Here is an 18089-nt window from a genome sequence, read left to right on the forward strand (position 1 = left end):
TCAGTTGTCAGTTGTCAGTTGTCAGTTGTCAGTTGTCAGTTGTCAGTTGTCAGTTCAAATGTTAATTCCAATAAATGCAGCTAACCAATAACCGATAACCAATAACTGATAACCAATAACCAATAACCAAATGCAAAATATCGAAAACCCAGCAACTGAAAAAATCATAGATGCGGAATTAAGCGATCGCATTGCTTCGCGACTCAACGCACTGCGGGAAACCCTGCCTCCCAGCGTTAAGCTTGTTGCTGTCAGTAAATATACGTCTGTAGCTGCGATGCGGGCTGCCTATGCCGCAGGCATTCGAGATTTTGGTGAGTCGCGCATCCAAGAAATTAGTCAGAAACAACAGGAACTGCAAGATCTGCCAGATATTACATGGCACATGATCGGACATCTTCAGAGTAATAAAGTCAAACAGGCGCTATCTATATGTGATTGGATTCACTCGATCGATCGCCTCAGCCTAGCCCAGCAGTGCGATCGCTTCATTCCAGAACTGAAAAGATCGCCAAAATTATGCCTGCAAGTCAAGCTGGCACATGATCCCGACAAATTTGGCTGGGAGGTCGAACAACTTTTGGCAGATCTGCCTACATTGCTGCAATGTCAAAACTTAAATCTCGTGGGGCTGATGACGATTTTGCCCCTAGGGTTAGACGAAACACAGGCATACCAGGTCTTTCAAGATACGGCAAAGTTAGCAGAAAAGCTGCGATCGCTTGGCTGGACAAACATTACAGAACTATCGATGGGGATGTCGGGAGATTACGCGATCGCGGTCAAGGCAGGCGCGACCCTCGTGCGGGTGGGTAGCCGCATATTTTCTTAAAAGAATTGGAATTTACTTGGCGATCGGCAATGAACCTGCTAAAGTAACACCTACACTAATTCGCAGTGTTTTGAAAATTTACTATTTCAGCGAGTCATTTTTCAGTGGAAATTTTATGGCTATCTTTAGTTGTGTTTAAACAGATAGTCAACGATTAAGAAATCAGACAATTTCAGACAATTATTAAAGAATAACTTATCGATTCTCATCAATCTTGAAGTATAAAACATCTGTTTTTGATATGCCCCACTATTAAATCAAAAGCAAATTGTATCTATCAATACATTCACTTCGATTGAAATATTTTAGTTACCTATTCTTTGCAAAGGTAATGTAATAGAATTTTCTGGATCGTCGATCTGGACAGACCAAACGGCATTTTCTAAAGTTAGGAATTAAGTTGCATTTTTTGTGATTTAATGCTTTTCTAACTACACAAATAAGTTCTTCATCGTGTCCTACTCGATCGGGTATAACGACGTTGAATTATTTGAAATAAGCCTAAGAAATTTTAGCGATCAGTTCAGTACATAAAACTTTACATATTGAACTAGCTTTTTTTTTAGATTTCGGTTACAGTCTGCGGATAAAAGTTTCACAGTACGCTTTATCACAAAGCCAAGTGGCATTTTTAGCGATCTAAGCCCCTAGACAAAGCTGTTACGGCAATGAAAAACTTCTCGATTTGTCTAGCACTCACACAGTTTAGATTTTGTTCGTTTTTACCAGCCAACGAGGAGTTCAATCAGGAGTTATAAAATGGGAATCTTCACTAAGCTCAAGGATTTTGTCGGTCTCTCGGAACCTCATGAGTATGAATATGAATACGATGAAGCCTCTGGTAGAGAGTATCAAGAGCTTTACCAAGAGGAAAATAATGTGACACCAGAAGAAGAAGACACCCAACCCCGTCGTACTCGTTCTTCGGTGTTAAGACCAACCTCTGAAGGCATGAGCAATGTAATTGGTATGCCCGGAGCTAGTAATGGCATCTCACAAGTCGTTGTGATGGAGCCCCGCAGCTTTGAAGAAATGCCTCAAGCAATTCAAGCCCTGCGCGAACGTAAGTCCGTCGTTCTTAACCTCACGATGATGGATCCCGATCAAGCCCAACGTGCAGTTGATTTTGTTGCAGGTGGTACCTATGCCCTAGATGGTCACCAAGAAAGAATCGGCGATAGCATTTTCTTGTTTGCACCTTCTTGCGTACAGGTCATGAGCCAAGCTACGGTTATGTCTGAGCCTCCAATGCCTCAGGTACGGGTAGCAGCAAGACCCACAACACCAGCACCCGCATGGTCTGCTGATATGCCTGTCAGTCGCTTTGCCCAGTAGATTTAATTCATCAGTAGGGTAGATTCAGTAGTTTTCTCTAGCTTGAGCCAGTGAAAACAAATCCAATAGTTCCACTGTCTTGCAGCTAGTGCATTTCAGTCAATGGGGCTTAGATATACTTCAATACAGCAATCAAGATGCGTTTGTAATTGCATGATAGCCACCACCTATCCTTTCCAGTAGTGGCTGCTCTACAGATGATTCAAGGTTGCTGTAAAGTTGCTATCTTAAAGTTTTCAAAAAACTGCGACGCATTTTCCACTTAAACCTTAAGAGTGGAGCGCGAAGCTCAAGTTCTATTTTGTTGCCAATTCAAATCAAGATTGGTACTCAGTTTTGTTCTTAAAATTTCTTAGAAAAGCAAGTTAGAGGTATCGTTGGCAATTCAGTTGGGCATTGTCGGTGGCGGCGTTATGGGTGAGGCGATTCTCTCCTGTCTGCTTGCTCAATCTATTTATGCCCCCGAACAGGTATACGTTACCGATCCTCAACTCGATCGCCGCAATTATCTCGCGAGTAAGTACGGTGTACAGGTAAGTGCGAACAATGCGAGCGCTTGTGAAGCCGATGTAATTCTCTTGGCAGTGAAGCCTCAAGCCCTTACAGCAGCGACTGTTGGCTTGGCTAACACGCCCGTATCTTTAGTAATCTCTATTCTTGCTGGCGTGCCGATCGAGAAATTAGAGTCTATTTTTGTTGACAAGGCAGTCATTCGGGCAATGCCCAATACCCCCGCGCAGGTCGGAGCAGGTGTTACCGCGATCGCGTCGGGAAAGTCAGTTACACAAGCTCATATTGATACAGCGCGTAGAATTTTTTCCAGCGTGGGTGAAGTGGTTGAGCTGCCAGAGTCTTTGTTAAATGCGGTTACGGGTCTATCTGGTTCTGGCCCTGCCTATGTAGCTTTGGTGGTGGAAGCTTTGTCAGATGGTGGTGTTGCCGCAGGTTTGCCCAGAGCGATCGCGACAAAATTAGCAATTCAAACTGTTTTGGGAACAGCGCAGTTATTGCATCAAACAGGCTTACATCCAGCCGAATTAAAGGATCGAGTCACCAGCCCCGGTGGAACTACGATCGCGGGGATCGCCCAATTAGAAAGATCTGGCGTGCGATCGGGACTGATCGATGCGGTGATCGCAGCAACCCGAAGGGCTCAGGAACTCGGTAGCTAAGATTCTGCTGACAATTGCATACAACGTCTATCCTGACTCACTCCTATAGCACTCGACTACGCCATTTCTTTGGGTCTTGAGAACAGTGGAAAACTGCATAAACAATTATTGTGGTATCCGAATTCTCGTAAAAAACAACGTAAGGAAAGCGGCGAACTACAGCCCTTCGATAGCTTTCGTGAACTACCTGATACATCTCTGGGCTTCGTCGAATAAGCTGAATACAAGCGTCAATACAACGAAGAAACTCTTCACCTAAACCAATCTCCTGTTCTTCATACCAGATATATGCCTGAGCTACATCTTGCTCGGCTGCTGGCAGAAGAATTAGATTTCTAAGCACCATACTGTCCGCTACGAATTCGCTCCTTTGCTGCTTCCCATGAACTGCCTGAGCCAAGATTCTGTAGGTAGGCAGCCTTTCTTTTAGCAAGTTCTTCTTTTTGCCAGTCAAGCACAGGAATTTGCTCTGGAATCAAGGCAATGCTATCCCATAAGTCTTCAAGAAGCTGTAACTTTTCCGAGAGGGTTAACTCAAAAACTTTAGTGAACTCTGCGTTCATACCGGTCTCACTTAGTTAATTAGCAATGTTGCTCTAAGTCTATCACTGGTAACATTAAATGCCTGTGAACTTACATTTGCAGCAATTCCAAATTCAAAAGCTGCTTACACCAATAAACTAAAGGAACTGAGGTTCTGATTTATCGCCACTACTACCACAACTATCGAGACGCAGTCACCATCAGATATGGTTATGCTCGACATGTCTGATTGGCATGACAATCAGACATGAAAGAATCTCATTGGATGTGTGAAAAACCAAGATACGGAGTGAAGGTCTTAGTAATCGCAGTAAGTTGCTCTTCAAGCCACGAACGCTCAATAAACGCCGCATCTACATGGCGAGAACGCTCTTCTCCTGCTGGCATACACTCGTAAATCTTCTGGTACTTCAACATGTTTAGCGCACGATATTTCACTTGTGCAAGGTAATCGACTACTTCCGACCCAAAAAGAAACTCCGCATCGGAAGTACCAGCATAAAATTCAAACAACTGTGAATCTGTAAATGTGGCATTGCTAAAAATGCTAGCCAGAAACTTGCGGGTAGCATCGTAAACTTTGTAGCGTCTATCAAACAAATCAAGGCGCAACTTATTCTGAGCAACCTGCAACTGCTGCCATGCAATGAATGCAGCCGCAAAACCAACCAGTAGAGTAGGGAGTATTTGCATAGGTGTAGTAATAGATGCTGAAATATGCATATCATAAAGAAAAATTTCGTTTAACCTAAGTGTTTAGTCAGAAGTTTGGCATTCAGACTAAACTCCCCAACACAACCTCAATTTGGGATAAAACGTTTTTGTCGATTATTCTAGAAGGAAGCGCATGTTTCATGCCAAGGACAGAATAAGGGTTTTAGCTTATCTCGAACTGTCGTTAACACAGGGTAAAAGCCGAAATTATCTGCTGTGTAACCAAATCATCGTGTTATGTAATGATTTTTAGGTTTTATTCGGTAATACGTTGGTGGAGCCAAATTAACTCTCGATCTTTGTTTTTGGAGGATTGACACTTGTCGTTTTCGAGCGACGTTTTTAAGGGCAGCGATCGCGAACTACTACAAGAAAGTACTGCAAGAAAGTTAAGATAAAAGCGCAAACTTTTTGATTTAACAGCAGATAGCGAGTCGCTAGAAGCTCAAAGCTATACATGGATTATCGTGAAGCAGGCGTAGATATCGAGGCGGGGCGGACTTTTGTCGAGCAAATTCGCGGTCATGTCGCTCAAACCAATCGTCCCGGCGTACTGGGAGAATTAGGTGGATTTGGCGGTTTATTTGAACTTCCGACAGGATATCGCCAACCCGTACTCGTTTCAGGGACAGATGGTGTGGGCACAAAGTTAAAAATTGCCCATGCTTGCGATCGCCACGATACAGTGGGCATCGATCTGGTTGCCATGTGTGTCAACGACGTGCTCACCTCTGGGGCAGAGCCATTATTCTTTTTAGATTATCTGGCTACGAGCAAATTAGAACCTGCCCAACTGGTCGAAGTTGTGAAGGGAATCGCTCAAGGCTGTCAAATCGCTGGCTGTGCCTTACTTGGCGGCGAAACTGCGGAGATGCCCGGGTTTTATAGCAAAGGCGAATACGATCTCGCAGGTTTTTGTGTCGGAATCGCCGAAAAAGCGAAATTACTGAACGGATCGCAGGTACAAATTGGCGATGTTGTGATTGGGCTGGCCAGTTCGGGCGTTCACAGTAACGGATTTAGCTTGGTGCGTAAGATTGTGGCAGATGGTGGATTTGCGTGGAATTACATTCCTGATTTTTCCACGACAACACCTAACGATCGCTCGCTTGGAGAAATTCTACTCGCCCCAACGCAAATTTATGTCAAACCAGTTTTGGCAGCTTTGCGCTCCGATCTAGGCATCCATGGACTCGCGCATATTACGGGTGGCGGCTTACCTGAAAATCTGCCGCGCTGTTTAGGTCAAGGGCAATCGGTGAGGGTTTCGACAAAAAACTGGAAAATCCCGCCGATTTTCAACTGGCTAGCCGAGCAGGGTAAGGTCGAAAAGCTGGAAATGTTTAACACCTTTAACATGGGCATTGGGATGGCTGTAGTCGTCGAGCCGACAAAGGTTGAAGGGGTTTTACAGTGGTTCCAAAGCCAAGATCTACCTGCCGATCGCATTGGTAAAGTGGTTGCAGGCGATCGCCAATTGTTGCTTGATTAAATAAAATGCCTTCATGGATTGCGATCGGGGTCATTACCTTTTTAGGCGGATTTTTAAGCAATTCGCTGATTTCTCGCCGAGAGTTTCAATGGTTTCTCAGTCTGCGCCGCCCCAGATGGCTGACATTTGAATGGGCAATCCCTTTCATCTGGACTACGATTTTTCTCTGTGCCGCTAGTTCTGCCTATCTGGTTTGGGAAAAGGAACCGAATAGCTTAAATACTTGGCTGTTTATGGGAGGCTATTTGGCTTTAGAAGCAGTCACGATGTCCTATACCCCTGCACTGATCAAGTTTCGCAGCCTCAAACTGGGGACTGCGATCGGGGGCACAGGGGCGGTAATTGGCATTTTGCTAGCGATCGCGGTGTTCCCTGTTTCGATCTGGGCGGCATTGCTTTTATTGCCTTACGTGCTTTGGAGCCCGATTGGGACTTACACAACTTGGGTGATGGTCTATCTAAACCCACGCCCCAAATAAGGAAATTCCCAAAAAAATGTAGGGGCAATTCATGAATTGCCCCTACATTTTTTTGAATTCGATTCGCGTTAGACCGAAGATCCGCCAACAACTTCTAGGATTTCTTGGGTAATGCTGGCTTGACGAGCTTTGTTGTACTGCAAGGTCAAACTGCTGATTAAATCTACAGCGTTGTCACTAGCATTATTCATTGCAGTCATCCGTGAGGCTAGTTCGCTGGCAGCAGCTTCTTGCATGGCGCGGAGCAACTGGTTGTCTAGGTAAAGAGGCAAGAGGGCATTCAAGATTTGTACGGGCTCTTGCTCGAAAATCAAATCTCTAGGAGACTCGCGCACGGTGGTCTCAACCTTTTCTCTTTCGACTTGAAACTGACCGCCTCTGGTGATCAATCGGAAAATTTCATCGTCCGTAGGTTCGAGTCCTTGAGGTTCGATCGGCAATAGGGTCTGAACCACTGGTTTAGAGCTAATCAGCGAAAGGAAGCGCGTGTAGATCAGTTCTACGCGATCGATCTTGCCCGCCAAGAAAGCAGAGCTGGCTTCGTCCACGATCATGTTTGCCTCAGCAGCAGTGGGGATTTGCTCTAGGTTGGCAAATTTGGCAGCAATTGGCTGACTGCGACGGGTGAAGTACTGGACAGCTTTACGTCCAACCAAGATGTATTGGTAATCAATGCCTTGGGCTTTTAGCTCTTTGGCACGGTTTTCGGCGCGACGGATCACGTTTGTGTTGTAGCCACCACAGAGACCGCGATCGCCAGATATCACCAAAATACCCACTGTCTTAACAGCGCGCTCTTCTAACAGAGGCAGATTGGCATCTTCAAACTTGATACGGCTTTGAAGGCGGTAGAGGACTTGAGCCAAGCGATCGGCAAAGGGACGTGTTGCTAAGACCTGCTGTTGGGCGCGCCGTACTTTGGCGGCGGCAACGAGGCGCATGGCTTCAGTAATTTTGCGTGTGTTTTTAACGCTAGAGATGCGATCGCGAATAAATTTAAGGTTTGCCATGAATTCAGTTTGCTACAAACATTGCAGGAGGTATTAGAACCATCTTAATAAAAAATTGCGCTTCTAAATCGCAAACTCTCGTAATATCCTGAATCTAAGCAGTAATCCTTTTGTCTGAATCCATGATCGCACAGTCTCTCGACCTCACAAATGGCAGTTCTAACTCAGATCGCAACTTTGGCGATCGCCCTCTAGAAATTGCTGGGCGGACGTTTCGCTCTCGCCTGATGACCGGAACGGGTAAATATAGCAATTTTGAGGTGATGCGACAGGCGATCGCCGCGAGTGGCAGCGAAATTGTCACCGTAGCCGTAAGACGCGTTCAAACCAATGCCCCAGGTCATGAAGGTCTTGCCGAAGCCTTAGATTGGCAAAAAATTTGGTTGTTGCCTAACACCGCAGGTTGTCAAACCGCTGATGAAGCGGTGCGGGTGGCGCGTTTAGGACGAGAAATGGCGAAGATTTTGGGACAAGAAGATAATAATTTTGTCAAATTAGAAGTCATTCCCGATCTTAAGTACCTACTTCCCGATCCCATTGGCACCTATCGCGCTGCCGAGCAACTAGTTAAGGAAGGCTTTGCCGTGTTACCCTACATCAATGCTGACCCCATGTTGGCAAAAGCCCTCGAAGAAATAGGCTGTGTGACGGTGATGCCCCTAGGTTCGCCCATTGGTTCCGGCCAAGGAATTAAGAATGCTGCCAATATCGCCATTATCATCGACCAAGCCAAAGTACCCGTGGTGGTGGATGCAGGCATTGGCGTACCGAGCGAAGCCGCAGCCGCGATGGAATTAGGCGCAGATGCTTTGTTGATCAACACCGCGATCGCGCAGGCACAGAACCCGATCGCCATGGCAACGGCAATGAGCATGGCAACGACCGCAGGTAGATACGCCTACCTAGCAGGACGCATTCCGATCAAAGCCTCAGCCAGTGCTAGTTCGCCTCTGACGGGGACAGTTAATTAGCTGTTTAAAGAACTTTTCTGATTCAAGGGGGGAATAACACCCCTTGCTTAGGTTTCTAATACTCAAACACCCAAATTACCCAGCCTTTTTTGGTTGTCGTAATCACATAGCGATCGGACATTCGACTGGCGACTTTCTCTGTTTCTGCCCAATCTGAGAGCGCTTTAAAAAAACTGTAGGTATGCCCCTCATAGTCAAGCCCAGCCACAGGTTTATCTAGATCATCTAACTTAAGATGGCGGTAGCACACCTGAGCTGGATGGGTTACAAGTGCTTCGGAAAATCGGCTTGATGAAGTAGGTGGTTGAAACATGGCGATCGCTGCTGAAGTCAATGGATTTAATCCCCCACATTTCAAAGAAATGCTTTCTATCAAAGTAAAGTTTAGCCTCTATAGTTTGCCGCAGCGATCGCTGTAATACTCTGTATCCAAAGATAGAACTATGTTAGGGAGAATTGACAACCCATACTCATAACGACTATGATTTAGGCAATGAAATTTGAGCGCTGAGATATGGAAAAGATTCAAGCAGTTCCGATCCAAAAAATTCGTCGTCCATTGCCGCGCCAAAACGATCCAGCCAAAGTGCAAGCCCTCATGCAATCGATCGCCGAGATTGGTCAACAGGAGCCCATTGATGTGCTGGAAGTGGAAGGAGAATACTATGGTTTCTCTGGTTGTCACCGTTATGAAGCCTGCGATCGACTTGGGCATGAGACCATCTTATGTAGGGTTCGCCGCGCACCGAAATCAGTGCTACGGATGCACCTAGCTTAGAATAACTGTGCTAGAAGCATAACCAATTCTTTACCTAGCACCTATTCTTTACCTAGCACCTATCGACTCTTTGTACACTGGATCTTTATAGACTCAGACTTACGAATAGACCGAAGCGCAAGCCAGCGCATATCTAAAAACATACATTCGAGAAATTCAGGAGAAATTACTCATGGGTAAATCTAAAGACAAGGCAGTTCCAGAAATCAATCTGGGCATTGATGCCAAAGATCGTAAAGAGATCGCCACAGGACTCTCACACCTTCTAGCCGACACCTATTCTCTCTATCTAAAAACCCATAACTTCCATTGGAATGTGACAGGGCCGATGTTCAACACCTTACATCTCATGTTTGAGACTCAGTACACCGAACTAGCTCTGGCAGTCGATCTAATTGCCGAACGCATTCGAGCGTTGGGATTTCCCGCTCCTGGCACTTACTCAGAATATGCCAAACTCACTTCCATTCCAGAAACTGAGGGTGTTCCTAAAGCCGAGGAAATGTTACGCTTCTTGGTAGAGGGGCAAGAAGCTGTTGTACGCACGGCACGTTCGCTTTTCCCTACTGTGGATAAGGTGAACGATGAGCCCACGGCGGACTTGCTGACACAAAGAATGCAGCTTCACGAAAAAAATGCTTGGATGTTGCGGAGTATGCTAGAGGAATAGTCTGAATAGACTCTTCATAGGGGGCGTGCTTGGGGGCACTGCTCCTTATCGTAGGCTCGGTTGCTTTAGTTTGTGAGAAATCTCCTTAATACCATTAACAAAAGCGTTTTATGATGGGAAGCGATCGTCATTTCGTGTAAGCAACTTGTTAGAAATCAACGTCATTTACTTATTCTTACTTCTGTTCCAGATCCCCTTTACACTTGTACTTTTAGCAAGATTAGGAACAGCCCCCAGTCGAATTTTACCCCTACAACGCCTCTCTTCCGATGAAGAAGACAAGGCAAAGCAAGAGCCAAAAGTTTCAGTCGTCATTCCCACTTTAAATGAAGTGCTGCGGCTACCTAATTGCCTAGAGGGAATGCGCGATCAGGCAGTTGCAGAGATTATCGTTGTTGATAGCCGATCGCAGGACGGCACAGGGGAATACGTACAAAAGTTGCAACCTGACTATCCTGCCAAATTGCGCTTGATTACTGACGATCCGTTACCTAAAGGCTGGGTAGGACGACCTTGGGCATTACATACAGGCTTCTTAAATGCCAATCCTGATAGTGAATGGATTTTAGGCATTGATGCCGATACTGTACCGCAGGCTGGCTTAGTGGCGAGTTTGGTGCAAAAAGCGATCGCGGAGGGCTATGACATCGTTTCGCTTTCGCCAAAATTTATTCTCAAAACCGCAGGGGAACAGTGGCTACAACCCGCTTTGCTAGTGACATTAATCTTTCGGTTTGGAGCTACGGGCGATCGCAATCAATTTACCCAAGAGCGCGTCATGGCAAACGGGCAGTGCTTTCTCTCTCGCAAGTCAACGCTAACGGCTTTATCGGGTTACGAGTTGGCGAAGTCCTCGTTTTGCGATGATGTTACGCTGGCACGAATGGCAGCTCAAAAGGGCGCAAAGGTGGCATTTTTAGATGGCGCCGAACTCATACAGGTACGGATGTATACCTCAATGGCTGAAACTTGGCGAGAATGGGGGCGATCGCTCGATCTCAAAGATGCAGCAACTAGGCTACAAACATGGGTAGACTGCCTATTTCTGTTAGCCGTGCAAGGACTTCCCCTTCCTTTGTTAATGGTTCTCTTAATAGCAACATTTGGAATGGGGGCAACAATTAATGCTTCTATGCTTAGCTGGACTTTGTTGGGATTAAATGGATTTCTTGTCGCGATTCGTTGGTTACTGATGTTTGGAATTCGGTCTAGCTATACAGAGGTCGGTTTATGGTTCTGGCTATCTCCTCTCGCCGATCCCTTTGCAGTATTACGCATCTGGATTTCTGCCCTCACACAACCCAAACAATGGCGGGGAAGAACTTACGAGTCATAAATTAATCGCGGTAGATCGCGTACTTGCTTACAATCCCTTTGGCGTCAAACTTAATCAGCAAAACAGCAGCAAAGTTTATCGTCCGTCCATTGAGACTGACCGCAACAGAGCCCGATCTTGAATCCCCCAACCAATAGATAAGATCGTATCGATCTTTGAAATCTCGATCTTTGAAATAATTGCTGGGAGTTGGGTTTCCTAATAGTACTAGAACCTGCTGGCGTGATAATCCTTCCAAACGACGCGTGCGAACTAAATCGTCAGCCATGGACAAACGCGGATAGGGATACTCAGCAATCATTGAAAGTTCTTTCCAAACCCTAGAATTGAACTGTGAAGGTGGCTGTGAAAATGGGGCTGCTTTTGTAACAATAGCGTAGCTGCTTACAATCCCTTTGGTGTCAAACCTAATCTCCAAATTATTGGTAAACTGCATCATCCGCCCCACCGCATCAATAACGGCATAGCTACTTCTTGTGTCTGGACTTAGCCAATACTCGTAAGCCCCTGGATACGCGGATAAAAGGTTGCCCGTGATAGTTGGGGTTCCCAATAGTTCTAAAACCTGCTGTCGCGACAATCCATCTAAACTACGAGTGCGAACCAGATCCTCCGCCATTATCAAACGGGGATGAGGTTCTTTATCTATCAACGCCAGATCTCTCCAAATCGTAGCATCGAACTGCGATTGTGGTAATGGGAATGAATGTGTTGCAGTGGAATTGGCACGAATGCTATCAACAGAGAACGTTTGAGTTAATGAAATGAGAAATGCGATCGCACTTACTGCACCAATCATTCGCCAACTTAGCATCCTTTAAACCCCATGCCTAGAATCACAAACAAATCAATTATATCAGCCTAAAAAAATATGGAAGCAGTTGATGTCAGGTAGCATCATTGACGATTAATCACGGGACTCCTTAAGATTCCCAAGGATTTTGATTTAAAAGAGCCTCAATATCTGTCGAGAATGGGCAAATACTAGGAAACTTTACTTTTGGATAATCTCCAGAAACCTTTTTTAAGCTGAGTTCCCAAGCCCGATCGCAAGCTTCAATCCATTGTGTTTTTAAACTAGGTGAGTCATCTAGCAATAGTTCTATTTGGATGCGTTGCTCGCGAATTGTCCGTTCCCAACCGTTATATTCACGCGGCATCTTGACGTACAATCTTTTGAGAATATGTTCTAGCAAAGTCAATAGACGGCTTTTTAATTCTTTCTTTTCCGATCGCCCCAAGGACTCTATCTCCTCAATTAAATTGTCAAGATCTACGCGATCGAAGTCTCTAGTTTTAAGTAAAAGGATTGTTTCTTGTGTCCAAAGCAAAAAATCGCGATCGTAAAGTGGCAACTGACTAAAGGTTTGCGTCATGGTTGATAACCCTCTTGCTAGCAAGCGATCGTCTCAGCTTCTATATTAACCTTAAATACATTATCTCAGATCTTGCATGTATCCTTAATCAACCCCGATCGTATATTTTTGAACAATTCCACGGGCGTCAAACTTGATTTTCAGCCATTCTGAGTCAATTCTGATAAAGTTTCTTTCTGGGCTTAGCCAATAGACGAGATCGTAATGTAGGAGATACGAGTTATGACAAGATTTTTGCGATTATATGCTTGGTTACGCTGGCAGTGGATTGCGTTATGTATTGTTGGTTTTGTCCTCGCGATCCTGATTGGAACTTCGATTCATGCCTATACCCGTTTAGACTCCATTATTTTTCCTTTATCAGATCCAACCTGTTGCCAAAACCCCACCGATGCAAACTTCGGTGTAAAATCTATTCAACTAAAAACAACCGATCGCATCTCACTTGCTTGTTGGTATCTACCTTCTCACAATCATGCAGCGATCGCAGTTTTACATGGTGAAGGAGGCAATCGAAAGTCTATGCTGCCCCATATCACGATGCTAGCAAAAGAGGGTTATGGCGTTCTCACTTGCGATCGTCGCGCCCATGGAGCCAGTACAGGTACGCAACGCTCGTGGGGGTGGCTGGATGTCAACGATGTAGAACCTATGCTCAGTTCTATTTTACTAGACCCCAATGTTGACCCAAATCGGATTGGGGTGTTTGGGTTTTCGATGGGAGCCCAAGTTGCCCTCCGAGCTGCGACACGCTATCCTGCGATTCGTGCTGTAATCGCAGATGGTGCAGTCCCTGCAACCACTGGCGATCTATTTCCACCCGCGTCTGTGACCGAATGGCCGCGAGCCAGTATCGATTGGCTTGATAACTGGTTTGTCGATCGATTCCTTGAGCAAACCTTACACATGTCGGCTCCGATGCCTGTCGTACAAGCATTAGCCCAACGTCCACTTCATCCCCTATTGCTGATCGCGACTGGACAGACAGGTAATGGAAGAGAATTACGCCAAGTAGAGTGGTTTTATAATGTCGCTCAACAACCCAAGCAAATATGGGAATTGCCCGATGTCGGTCATGGTGAGGGACTTGCCAAATATCCATCCGCCTATTCGCAACGCATCGTCAACTTTTTTAATAGTGCCCTATTAGAGCGATCGCCTGCGAATCAACCATAACAAGATCTATAAAAGGATGTTGCATTTGCTTTGATGCGCCAAGCACTTACGTGCTTGGCGCTTTGAATACAGGGTTCCTATACTCCTTCTCTGAGCTTATCTAGAATGGAACGATCTTCTAGGGTAGAAGTGTCGCTGGTAATTTCTTGACCTGCGGCGATGGTTCGCAATAGGCGACGCATGATTTTACCAGAGCGGGTTTTAGGTAGAGCCTCGGCAAAGCGAATTTCGCTGGGTCGTGCGATCGCGCCAATTTCATTGACGACATGTTGCTTTAAGGCTTTTGCCAAGGCTTCACTGGGTTCCTGAGCACCCTCTAAAATCACAAAAGCAAAGACATCTTCACCCTTGACCTCATCGGGTCGCCCAACCACAGCAGCCTCTGCCACACTGGGATGCGACACCAAGGCTGATTCAATTTCCATCGTGCCCAAGCGATGCCCAGCCACATTGATCACATCATCGACACGACCCATGATCCAAAAGTAGCCATCCTCATCACGTCTAGCACCATCTCCAGCAAAATAGACATACTTCCCATCTTGAGGGGGAATATGTTCCCAATAGCTCTTGCGGAAGCGATCTGGATCGCCGAAAACAGTACGCATCATCCCAGGCCAGGGATGTTTAATCACCAAATAGCCACCTTCGTTATCCGCCGCAGGCGTGCCATCAAGATCGACAACATCTGGAATAATACCGGGGAAGGGAAGTGTTGCCGAACCGGGCTTTGTAGGAACCGCACCGGGTAGGGGTGTGATCATCACGCCACCAGTTTCGGTTTGCCACCAAGTATCGACAATTGGGCAGTTCCCGCCGCCAATGACTCGCTGATACCACATCCATGCCTCAGGGTTAATCGGTTCGCCCACAGTTCCCAAGAGCCTGAGCGAAGATAAATCTCTAGACATGGGCAGGTGTTCGCCCATTTTGATAAAGGTGCGGATCGCTGTAGGCGCCGTGTAGAACACATTTACCCCATACTTTTGAATCACATCCCAAATACAACCAGGATTAGAGGCGCGGGGAGCACCTTCATACATCAGGGTGGTAGCTCCATTCGATAGCGGTCCATAAACAATGTAGCTATGTCCCGTAATCCAGCCCACATCTGCGGTACACCAATAGACATCTGTATCTTTTAGATCGAAGATCCATTTGGTGGTTATGTGCGTGTAGAGGTTATAGCCTGCGGTCGTGTGAACCACTCCCTTCGGCTTGCCTGTGCTGCCACTGGTATAGAGAATGAACAGCATATCTTCGCTATCCATTGGCTCAGGTGGACAGTGCGCTGACATGCCGGGTTGAAGTTCGTGCCACCAATGATCGCGACTGGGTTGCATCGTAATCTCTTGATTGGTGCGCTTCACCACCAACACATCTTTAACACTCGGTACAGCACCGTCAGCTAAAGCTTTATCGACTTGGTCTTTGAGCGGCACGATCGCATCTTTACGCCAGCCGCCATCAGAGGTAATCACCAGTTTGGCTTGACCATCTTTGAGCCGATCGCGTAATGCTTCGGCACTAAACCCCCCAAATACGACAGAATGAGTTGCCCCAATGCGGGCACAGGCTAACATGGCGATCGCCGCTTCGGGAATCATGGGCATATAGATGCCGACGCGATCGCCTTTTTGAACGTCCAGTTGTTTGAGCGCATTGGCAAATTGACAAACTTCGCGGTGCAGTTGCGCGTAAGTCAGGGTACGAGAATCCCCAGGCTCGCCTTCCCAAATCAGAGCGGCTTTATTTCTGCGCCATGTTAACAAGTGGCGATCGAGGCAGTTATAAGTAATGTTGATTTTGCCCCCGTCAAACCACTTGGCAAAAGGAGGTTGCCAATCTAAAACCGTGTGCCACTTTTCAAACCAATCTAGTTCGGTTTCGGCTAGCTCTGCCCAAAATTTTTGCGGATCGAGTTTGGCTTTTTCGTAAAGTTGTTTGTAGGCCTCAAGGCTATTCACATGCGCGGCTTTGGCAAATGCCTCGGATGGTGGGAATAACCGCTTTTCTTGCAAAATGGATTCGATCGTGGGCTGTGACATATAACTAACTGAAATATTTATAGTTTTTTTGATATGGATATTAGCGATCGCGGTTGATTTATACGATTTTTGTGAGCCAAGTAAACCCCTGACCACGAACAGCCGAAACGGCTATCCTACAGAATTTTAGATCTGATTGCTATATAACCATGTATTTGAGTATCGCTCAAAGTAGTTACCATAAAGCGATCGCCTCAAAAAATGCCATTTTTTTTAAGATTCCGTAATTTACTAGCTCGGGTTTCAGAGGCTGAAATTGCTTACTTGATCAAATTGCGATCGCGGCGATCCTTTTTATTTAGTCATTCAGCGCAATATTGAAAACGTGAAACTTTGCTAATCTCATACTTACGTAATGTATGGAGCGAATCTTTGTGAGGACAAGATTTAAACAACGAGTTGGGCGATTATTTGGGATTATTTTTGCTGCCTATCTCGTATTTCAACAAGCTCCCTTCGCACAATCTCAATCGACCCATCCCAAACCTCTCGATGTACCAGAATCAGCAAGTGTCGTGCTTGGGGACAAAAAACTGTTTGAGATCGAGCAGAACTTTGGGGCTTATAGTATTGCAGAACGTGCCCAAGATATTAGCGTTCGTCTTAGCAAAATTGCGGATGACACCACAATTCCTCCAGAGGCATTGCGAACTGAGTCGTCTAGTACGATTGAAGGGGAGATCGTCATTAAAGCTGGGGATCGTTTCTCAGTCATGGCGATTACGAAGGAAGATGCCCGTTTAAAGAGTAGATCGGTTCAAGAGGTAGCCAAGGAGCGCGTTACCCTTTTGCAAGCAGCGATTCGAGAATATCGAGAATCACGGAATTTGCCGAACTTACTCTATGGCATTCTTTATACATTCTTAGCCACAATTGCTATTTTCGTTCTATTTAACCTACTGACACAACTGTTTAGTTGGATTCAGGCAAAACTTGACACCCTGAGAGATAAGCGGATCGAAGGATTGAAGTTTCTCAATATCGCACTTTTTCCCACAACGCCAATCGTTGAGATTCTTGTTCGCATTGTCAATCTGTTCCGAATTCCAACTTTTGTGGGAATATTTTACGTCTATACGTTTTTGGTGTTAGGCTTTTTCCCTTGGACGCGTCCATTAAGTTCGCAATATCTCGGTACGCTTCTTATCCTGTTACAGAATATTGGCAAAGCCATCCTTGATTATTTGCCAAATTTGTTTGTAATTGTGGCGATCGCTTTTATCACATACGAAATTAACGCTTTTGTGCGACTCTTTTTTAGGGAAATGGAACAAGGAAATATTTCCGTTCCTGGTTTCTACCCTGACTGGATTCAACCGACTTCTAAACTCGTTCAGTTTTTGACGATCGTACTTGCGATCGGAATTGGTGTTCCGTTTCTGCCAGGATTTCAATCGCCTGCTTTTCAAGGGGTTTCTCTAATTGTGGGGGCACTATTTACGCTCGGCTCGGCAGGGGCAGTATCCAATATTGTTAACGGTATTATTGCCGTGTATACGCGGGCTTTTCAAGTTGGCGATCGCGTCAAAATTGGCGATGCTTTCGGAGATATTGTCGATAAAAACTTGCTCGTCACCCGTATTCGTACGCCCAAAAATGTAATTATTACAATTCCTAACTCCACGGTGATGTCTAGTACGATCGTCAACTACAGCAGTCTCAGTCAAGAGTTAACCGATAAGGGTGGCATTATTTTGCATACCACGATTACGCTTGGCTACGATGTGCCTTGGCGCAAGGTATGCGATGCTATGGTCAAAGCCGCTTTAACCACCTCAGATATTCTGGCTGAACCTACGCCCTTTGTATTGCAGACCAGCCTCAATGACTTCCATATTAGTTACGAGCTAAATGCCTATACCAATCGCCCCGATCGCATGGTAGAGATCTATTCCGAACTTCACGCCAATATTCAAGATCGATGTAATGAGGTCGGCATTGAAATTATGTCACCCACTTACTATGCTTTACGAGATGGAAATCATTCTACAATTCCCTCAAATTATCTGCCAGATGATTACAATCCCTCAGGTTTTCAAGTTGATACCGAAAAGTAAGCGATCGATATGACTGAGATTCGACTTAATCTCATAGTTATCCGCTATAAGTAGGTAGGCATGGAAATGCCAATATATGTAAATATAGATTAAGCAATAA

The 18089-nt window shown here is 45.6% G+C and carries 19 protein-coding genes; 11 read left to right on the top strand and 8 right to left on the bottom strand.

What is annotated here, in order from left to right:
- The first annotated feature begins 130 nt into the window (after window positions 1–130).
- The 3 genes from V2H45_RS20510 to proC all read left to right on the top strand — a co-directional run bounded on the left by V2H45_RS20510 (window position 131) and on the right by proC (window position 3339).
- On the top strand, window positions 131–832 hold the full coding sequence (locus tag V2H45_RS20510; protein WP_330485546.1) for a YggS family pyridoxal phosphate-dependent enzyme: 702 nt from the start codon (window positions 131–133) through the stop codon (window positions 830–832).
- A 759-nt stretch (window positions 833–1591) separates the two neighbouring features.
- Window positions 1592–2167, top strand: a complete 576-nt coding sequence (locus V2H45_RS20515) for a cell division protein SepF (protein WP_330485547.1) — start codon at window positions 1592–1594, stop codon at window positions 2165–2167.
- 377 nt (window positions 2168–2544) lie between these two features.
- Window positions 2545–3339 (top strand): pyrroline-5-carboxylate reductase, encoded by a 795-nt coding sequence (gene proC, locus V2H45_RS20520; protein ID WP_330485548.1) that lies wholly within the window; start codon window positions 2545–2547, stop codon window positions 3337–3339.
- A gap of 43 nt (window positions 3340–3382) precedes the next feature.
- Here proC and V2H45_RS25720 read toward each other — a convergent pair whose 3' ends face one another.
- The 3 genes from V2H45_RS25720 to V2H45_RS20530 form a co-directional block, all read right to left on the bottom strand.
- Window positions 3383–3685 (bottom strand): type II toxin-antitoxin system RelE/ParE family toxin, encoded by a 303-nt coding sequence (locus V2H45_RS25720; protein ID WP_408648852.1) that lies wholly within the window; start codon window positions 3683–3685, stop codon window positions 3383–3385.
- Window positions 3675–3902, bottom strand: a complete 228-nt coding sequence (locus tag V2H45_RS20525) for an addiction module protein (RefSeq protein WP_330485549.1) — start codon at window positions 3900–3902, stop codon at window positions 3675–3677. Before V2H45_RS20525 ends, V2H45_RS25720 begins: the two co-directional genes overlap by 11 nt.
- Before the next feature lie 238 nt (window positions 3903–4140).
- Window positions 4141–4575 carry a hypothetical protein gene (locus tag V2H45_RS20530; protein ID WP_330485550.1) on the bottom strand — a complete coding sequence of 145 codons (435 nt, stop codon included), beginning with the start codon at window positions 4573–4575 and terminating at the stop codon, window positions 4141–4143.
- Window positions 4576–5053: 478 nt separating this feature from the next.
- Between V2H45_RS20530 and purM the strand changes: the two genes are divergently transcribed.
- Together purM and V2H45_RS20540 are read left to right on the top strand one after the other, a co-directional pair.
- On the top strand, window positions 5054–6088 hold the full coding sequence (gene purM / locus V2H45_RS20535; RefSeq protein WP_330485551.1) for a phosphoribosylformylglycinamidine cyclo-ligase: 1035 nt from the start codon (window positions 5054–5056) through the stop codon (window positions 6086–6088).
- Window positions 6089–6093: 5 nt separating this feature from the next.
- On the top strand, window positions 6094–6567 hold the full coding sequence (locus V2H45_RS20540) for a TspO/MBR family protein (RefSeq protein WP_330485552.1): 474 nt from the start codon (window positions 6094–6096) through the stop codon (window positions 6565–6567).
- 68 nt (window positions 6568–6635) lie between these two features.
- On the opposite strand, the gene V2H45_RS20545 is transcribed toward V2H45_RS20540, so the two are convergent.
- A complete protein-coding gene (locus tag V2H45_RS20545) occupies window positions 6636–7577 on the bottom strand; it encodes a F0F1 ATP synthase subunit gamma (RefSeq protein ID WP_330485553.1) in 942 nt (313 codons plus the stop codon).
- A gap of 122 nt (window positions 7578–7699) precedes the next feature.
- On the opposite strand from V2H45_RS20545, the gene V2H45_RS20550 reads away from it, so the two are divergent.
- Window positions 7700–8548 (top strand): thiazole synthase, encoded by an 849-nt coding sequence (locus V2H45_RS20550; RefSeq protein WP_330485554.1) that lies wholly within the window; start codon window positions 7700–7702, stop codon window positions 8546–8548.
- Between the two features lie 55 nt (window positions 8549–8603).
- Here V2H45_RS20550 and V2H45_RS20555 read toward each other — a convergent pair whose 3' ends face one another.
- Window positions 8604–8861, bottom strand: a complete 258-nt coding sequence (locus V2H45_RS20555) for a hypothetical protein (protein WP_330485555.1) — start codon at window positions 8859–8861, stop codon at window positions 8604–8606.
- A 201-nt stretch (window positions 8862–9062) separates the two neighbouring features.
- On the opposite strand from V2H45_RS20555, the gene V2H45_RS20560 reads away from it, so the two are divergent.
- From V2H45_RS20560 to V2H45_RS20570, 3 genes are all read left to right on the top strand, one after another.
- The gene (locus V2H45_RS20560) at window positions 9063–9326 is read left to right on the top strand and encodes a sulfiredoxin (RefSeq protein WP_330485556.1); all 264 of its coding nucleotides are present in this window, start codon (window positions 9063–9065) and stop codon (window positions 9324–9326) included.
- Between the two features lie 172 nt (window positions 9327–9498).
- On the top strand, window positions 9499–9996 hold the full coding sequence (locus tag V2H45_RS20565) for a Dps family protein (RefSeq protein ID WP_330485557.1): 498 nt from the start codon (window positions 9499–9501) through the stop codon (window positions 9994–9996).
- 145 nt (window positions 9997–10141) lie between these two features.
- The gene (locus tag V2H45_RS20570; protein ID WP_330485558.1) at window positions 10142–11332 is read left to right on the top strand and encodes a glycosyltransferase; all 1191 of its coding nucleotides are present in this window, start codon (window positions 10142–10144) and stop codon (window positions 11330–11332) included.
- A gap of 1 nt (window position 11333) precedes the next feature.
- Here the strand turns inward: V2H45_RS20570 and V2H45_RS20575 are convergent, their stop codons facing one another.
- Window positions 11334–12146: a hypothetical protein gene (locus V2H45_RS20575; RefSeq protein ID WP_330485559.1), complete on the bottom strand. Its 813-nt coding sequence runs from the start codon at window positions 12144–12146 to the stop codon at window positions 11334–11336.
- Between the two features lie 109 nt (window positions 12147–12255).
- Window positions 12256–12708, bottom strand: coding sequence for a DUF29 domain-containing protein (locus tag V2H45_RS20580; protein WP_330485560.1), 453 nt, complete (start codon window positions 12706–12708; stop codon window positions 12256–12258).
- Window positions 12709–12930: 222 nt separating this feature from the next.
- Here V2H45_RS20580 and V2H45_RS20585 point away from each other — a divergent pair, with 222 nt between their 5' ends.
- Window positions 12931–13884, top strand: a complete 954-nt coding sequence (locus tag V2H45_RS20585) for an alpha/beta hydrolase (protein WP_330485561.1) — start codon at window positions 12931–12933, stop codon at window positions 13882–13884.
- Window positions 13885–13961: 77 nt separating this feature from the next.
- On the opposite strand, the gene acs is transcribed toward V2H45_RS20585, so the two are convergent.
- Window positions 13962–15932, bottom strand: coding sequence for an acetate--CoA ligase (acs, locus tag V2H45_RS20590; RefSeq protein WP_330485562.1), 1971 nt, complete (start codon window positions 15930–15932; stop codon window positions 13962–13964).
- A 374-nt stretch (window positions 15933–16306) separates the two neighbouring features.
- On the opposite strand from acs, the gene V2H45_RS20595 reads away from it, so the two are divergent.
- The gene (locus tag V2H45_RS20595) at window positions 16307–17989 is read left to right on the top strand and encodes a mechanosensitive ion channel family protein (RefSeq protein ID WP_330485563.1); all 1683 of its coding nucleotides are present in this window, start codon (window positions 16307–16309) and stop codon (window positions 17987–17989) included.
- The last annotated feature ends 100 nt before the right edge of the window (window positions 17990–18089 follow it).

The organism is Tumidithrix elongata BACA0141, from assembly GCF_036349135.1.
Taxonomy (GTDB): domain Bacteria; phylum Cyanobacteriota; class Cyanobacteriia; order Pseudanabaenales; family Pseudanabaenaceae; genus Tumidithrix; species Tumidithrix elongata.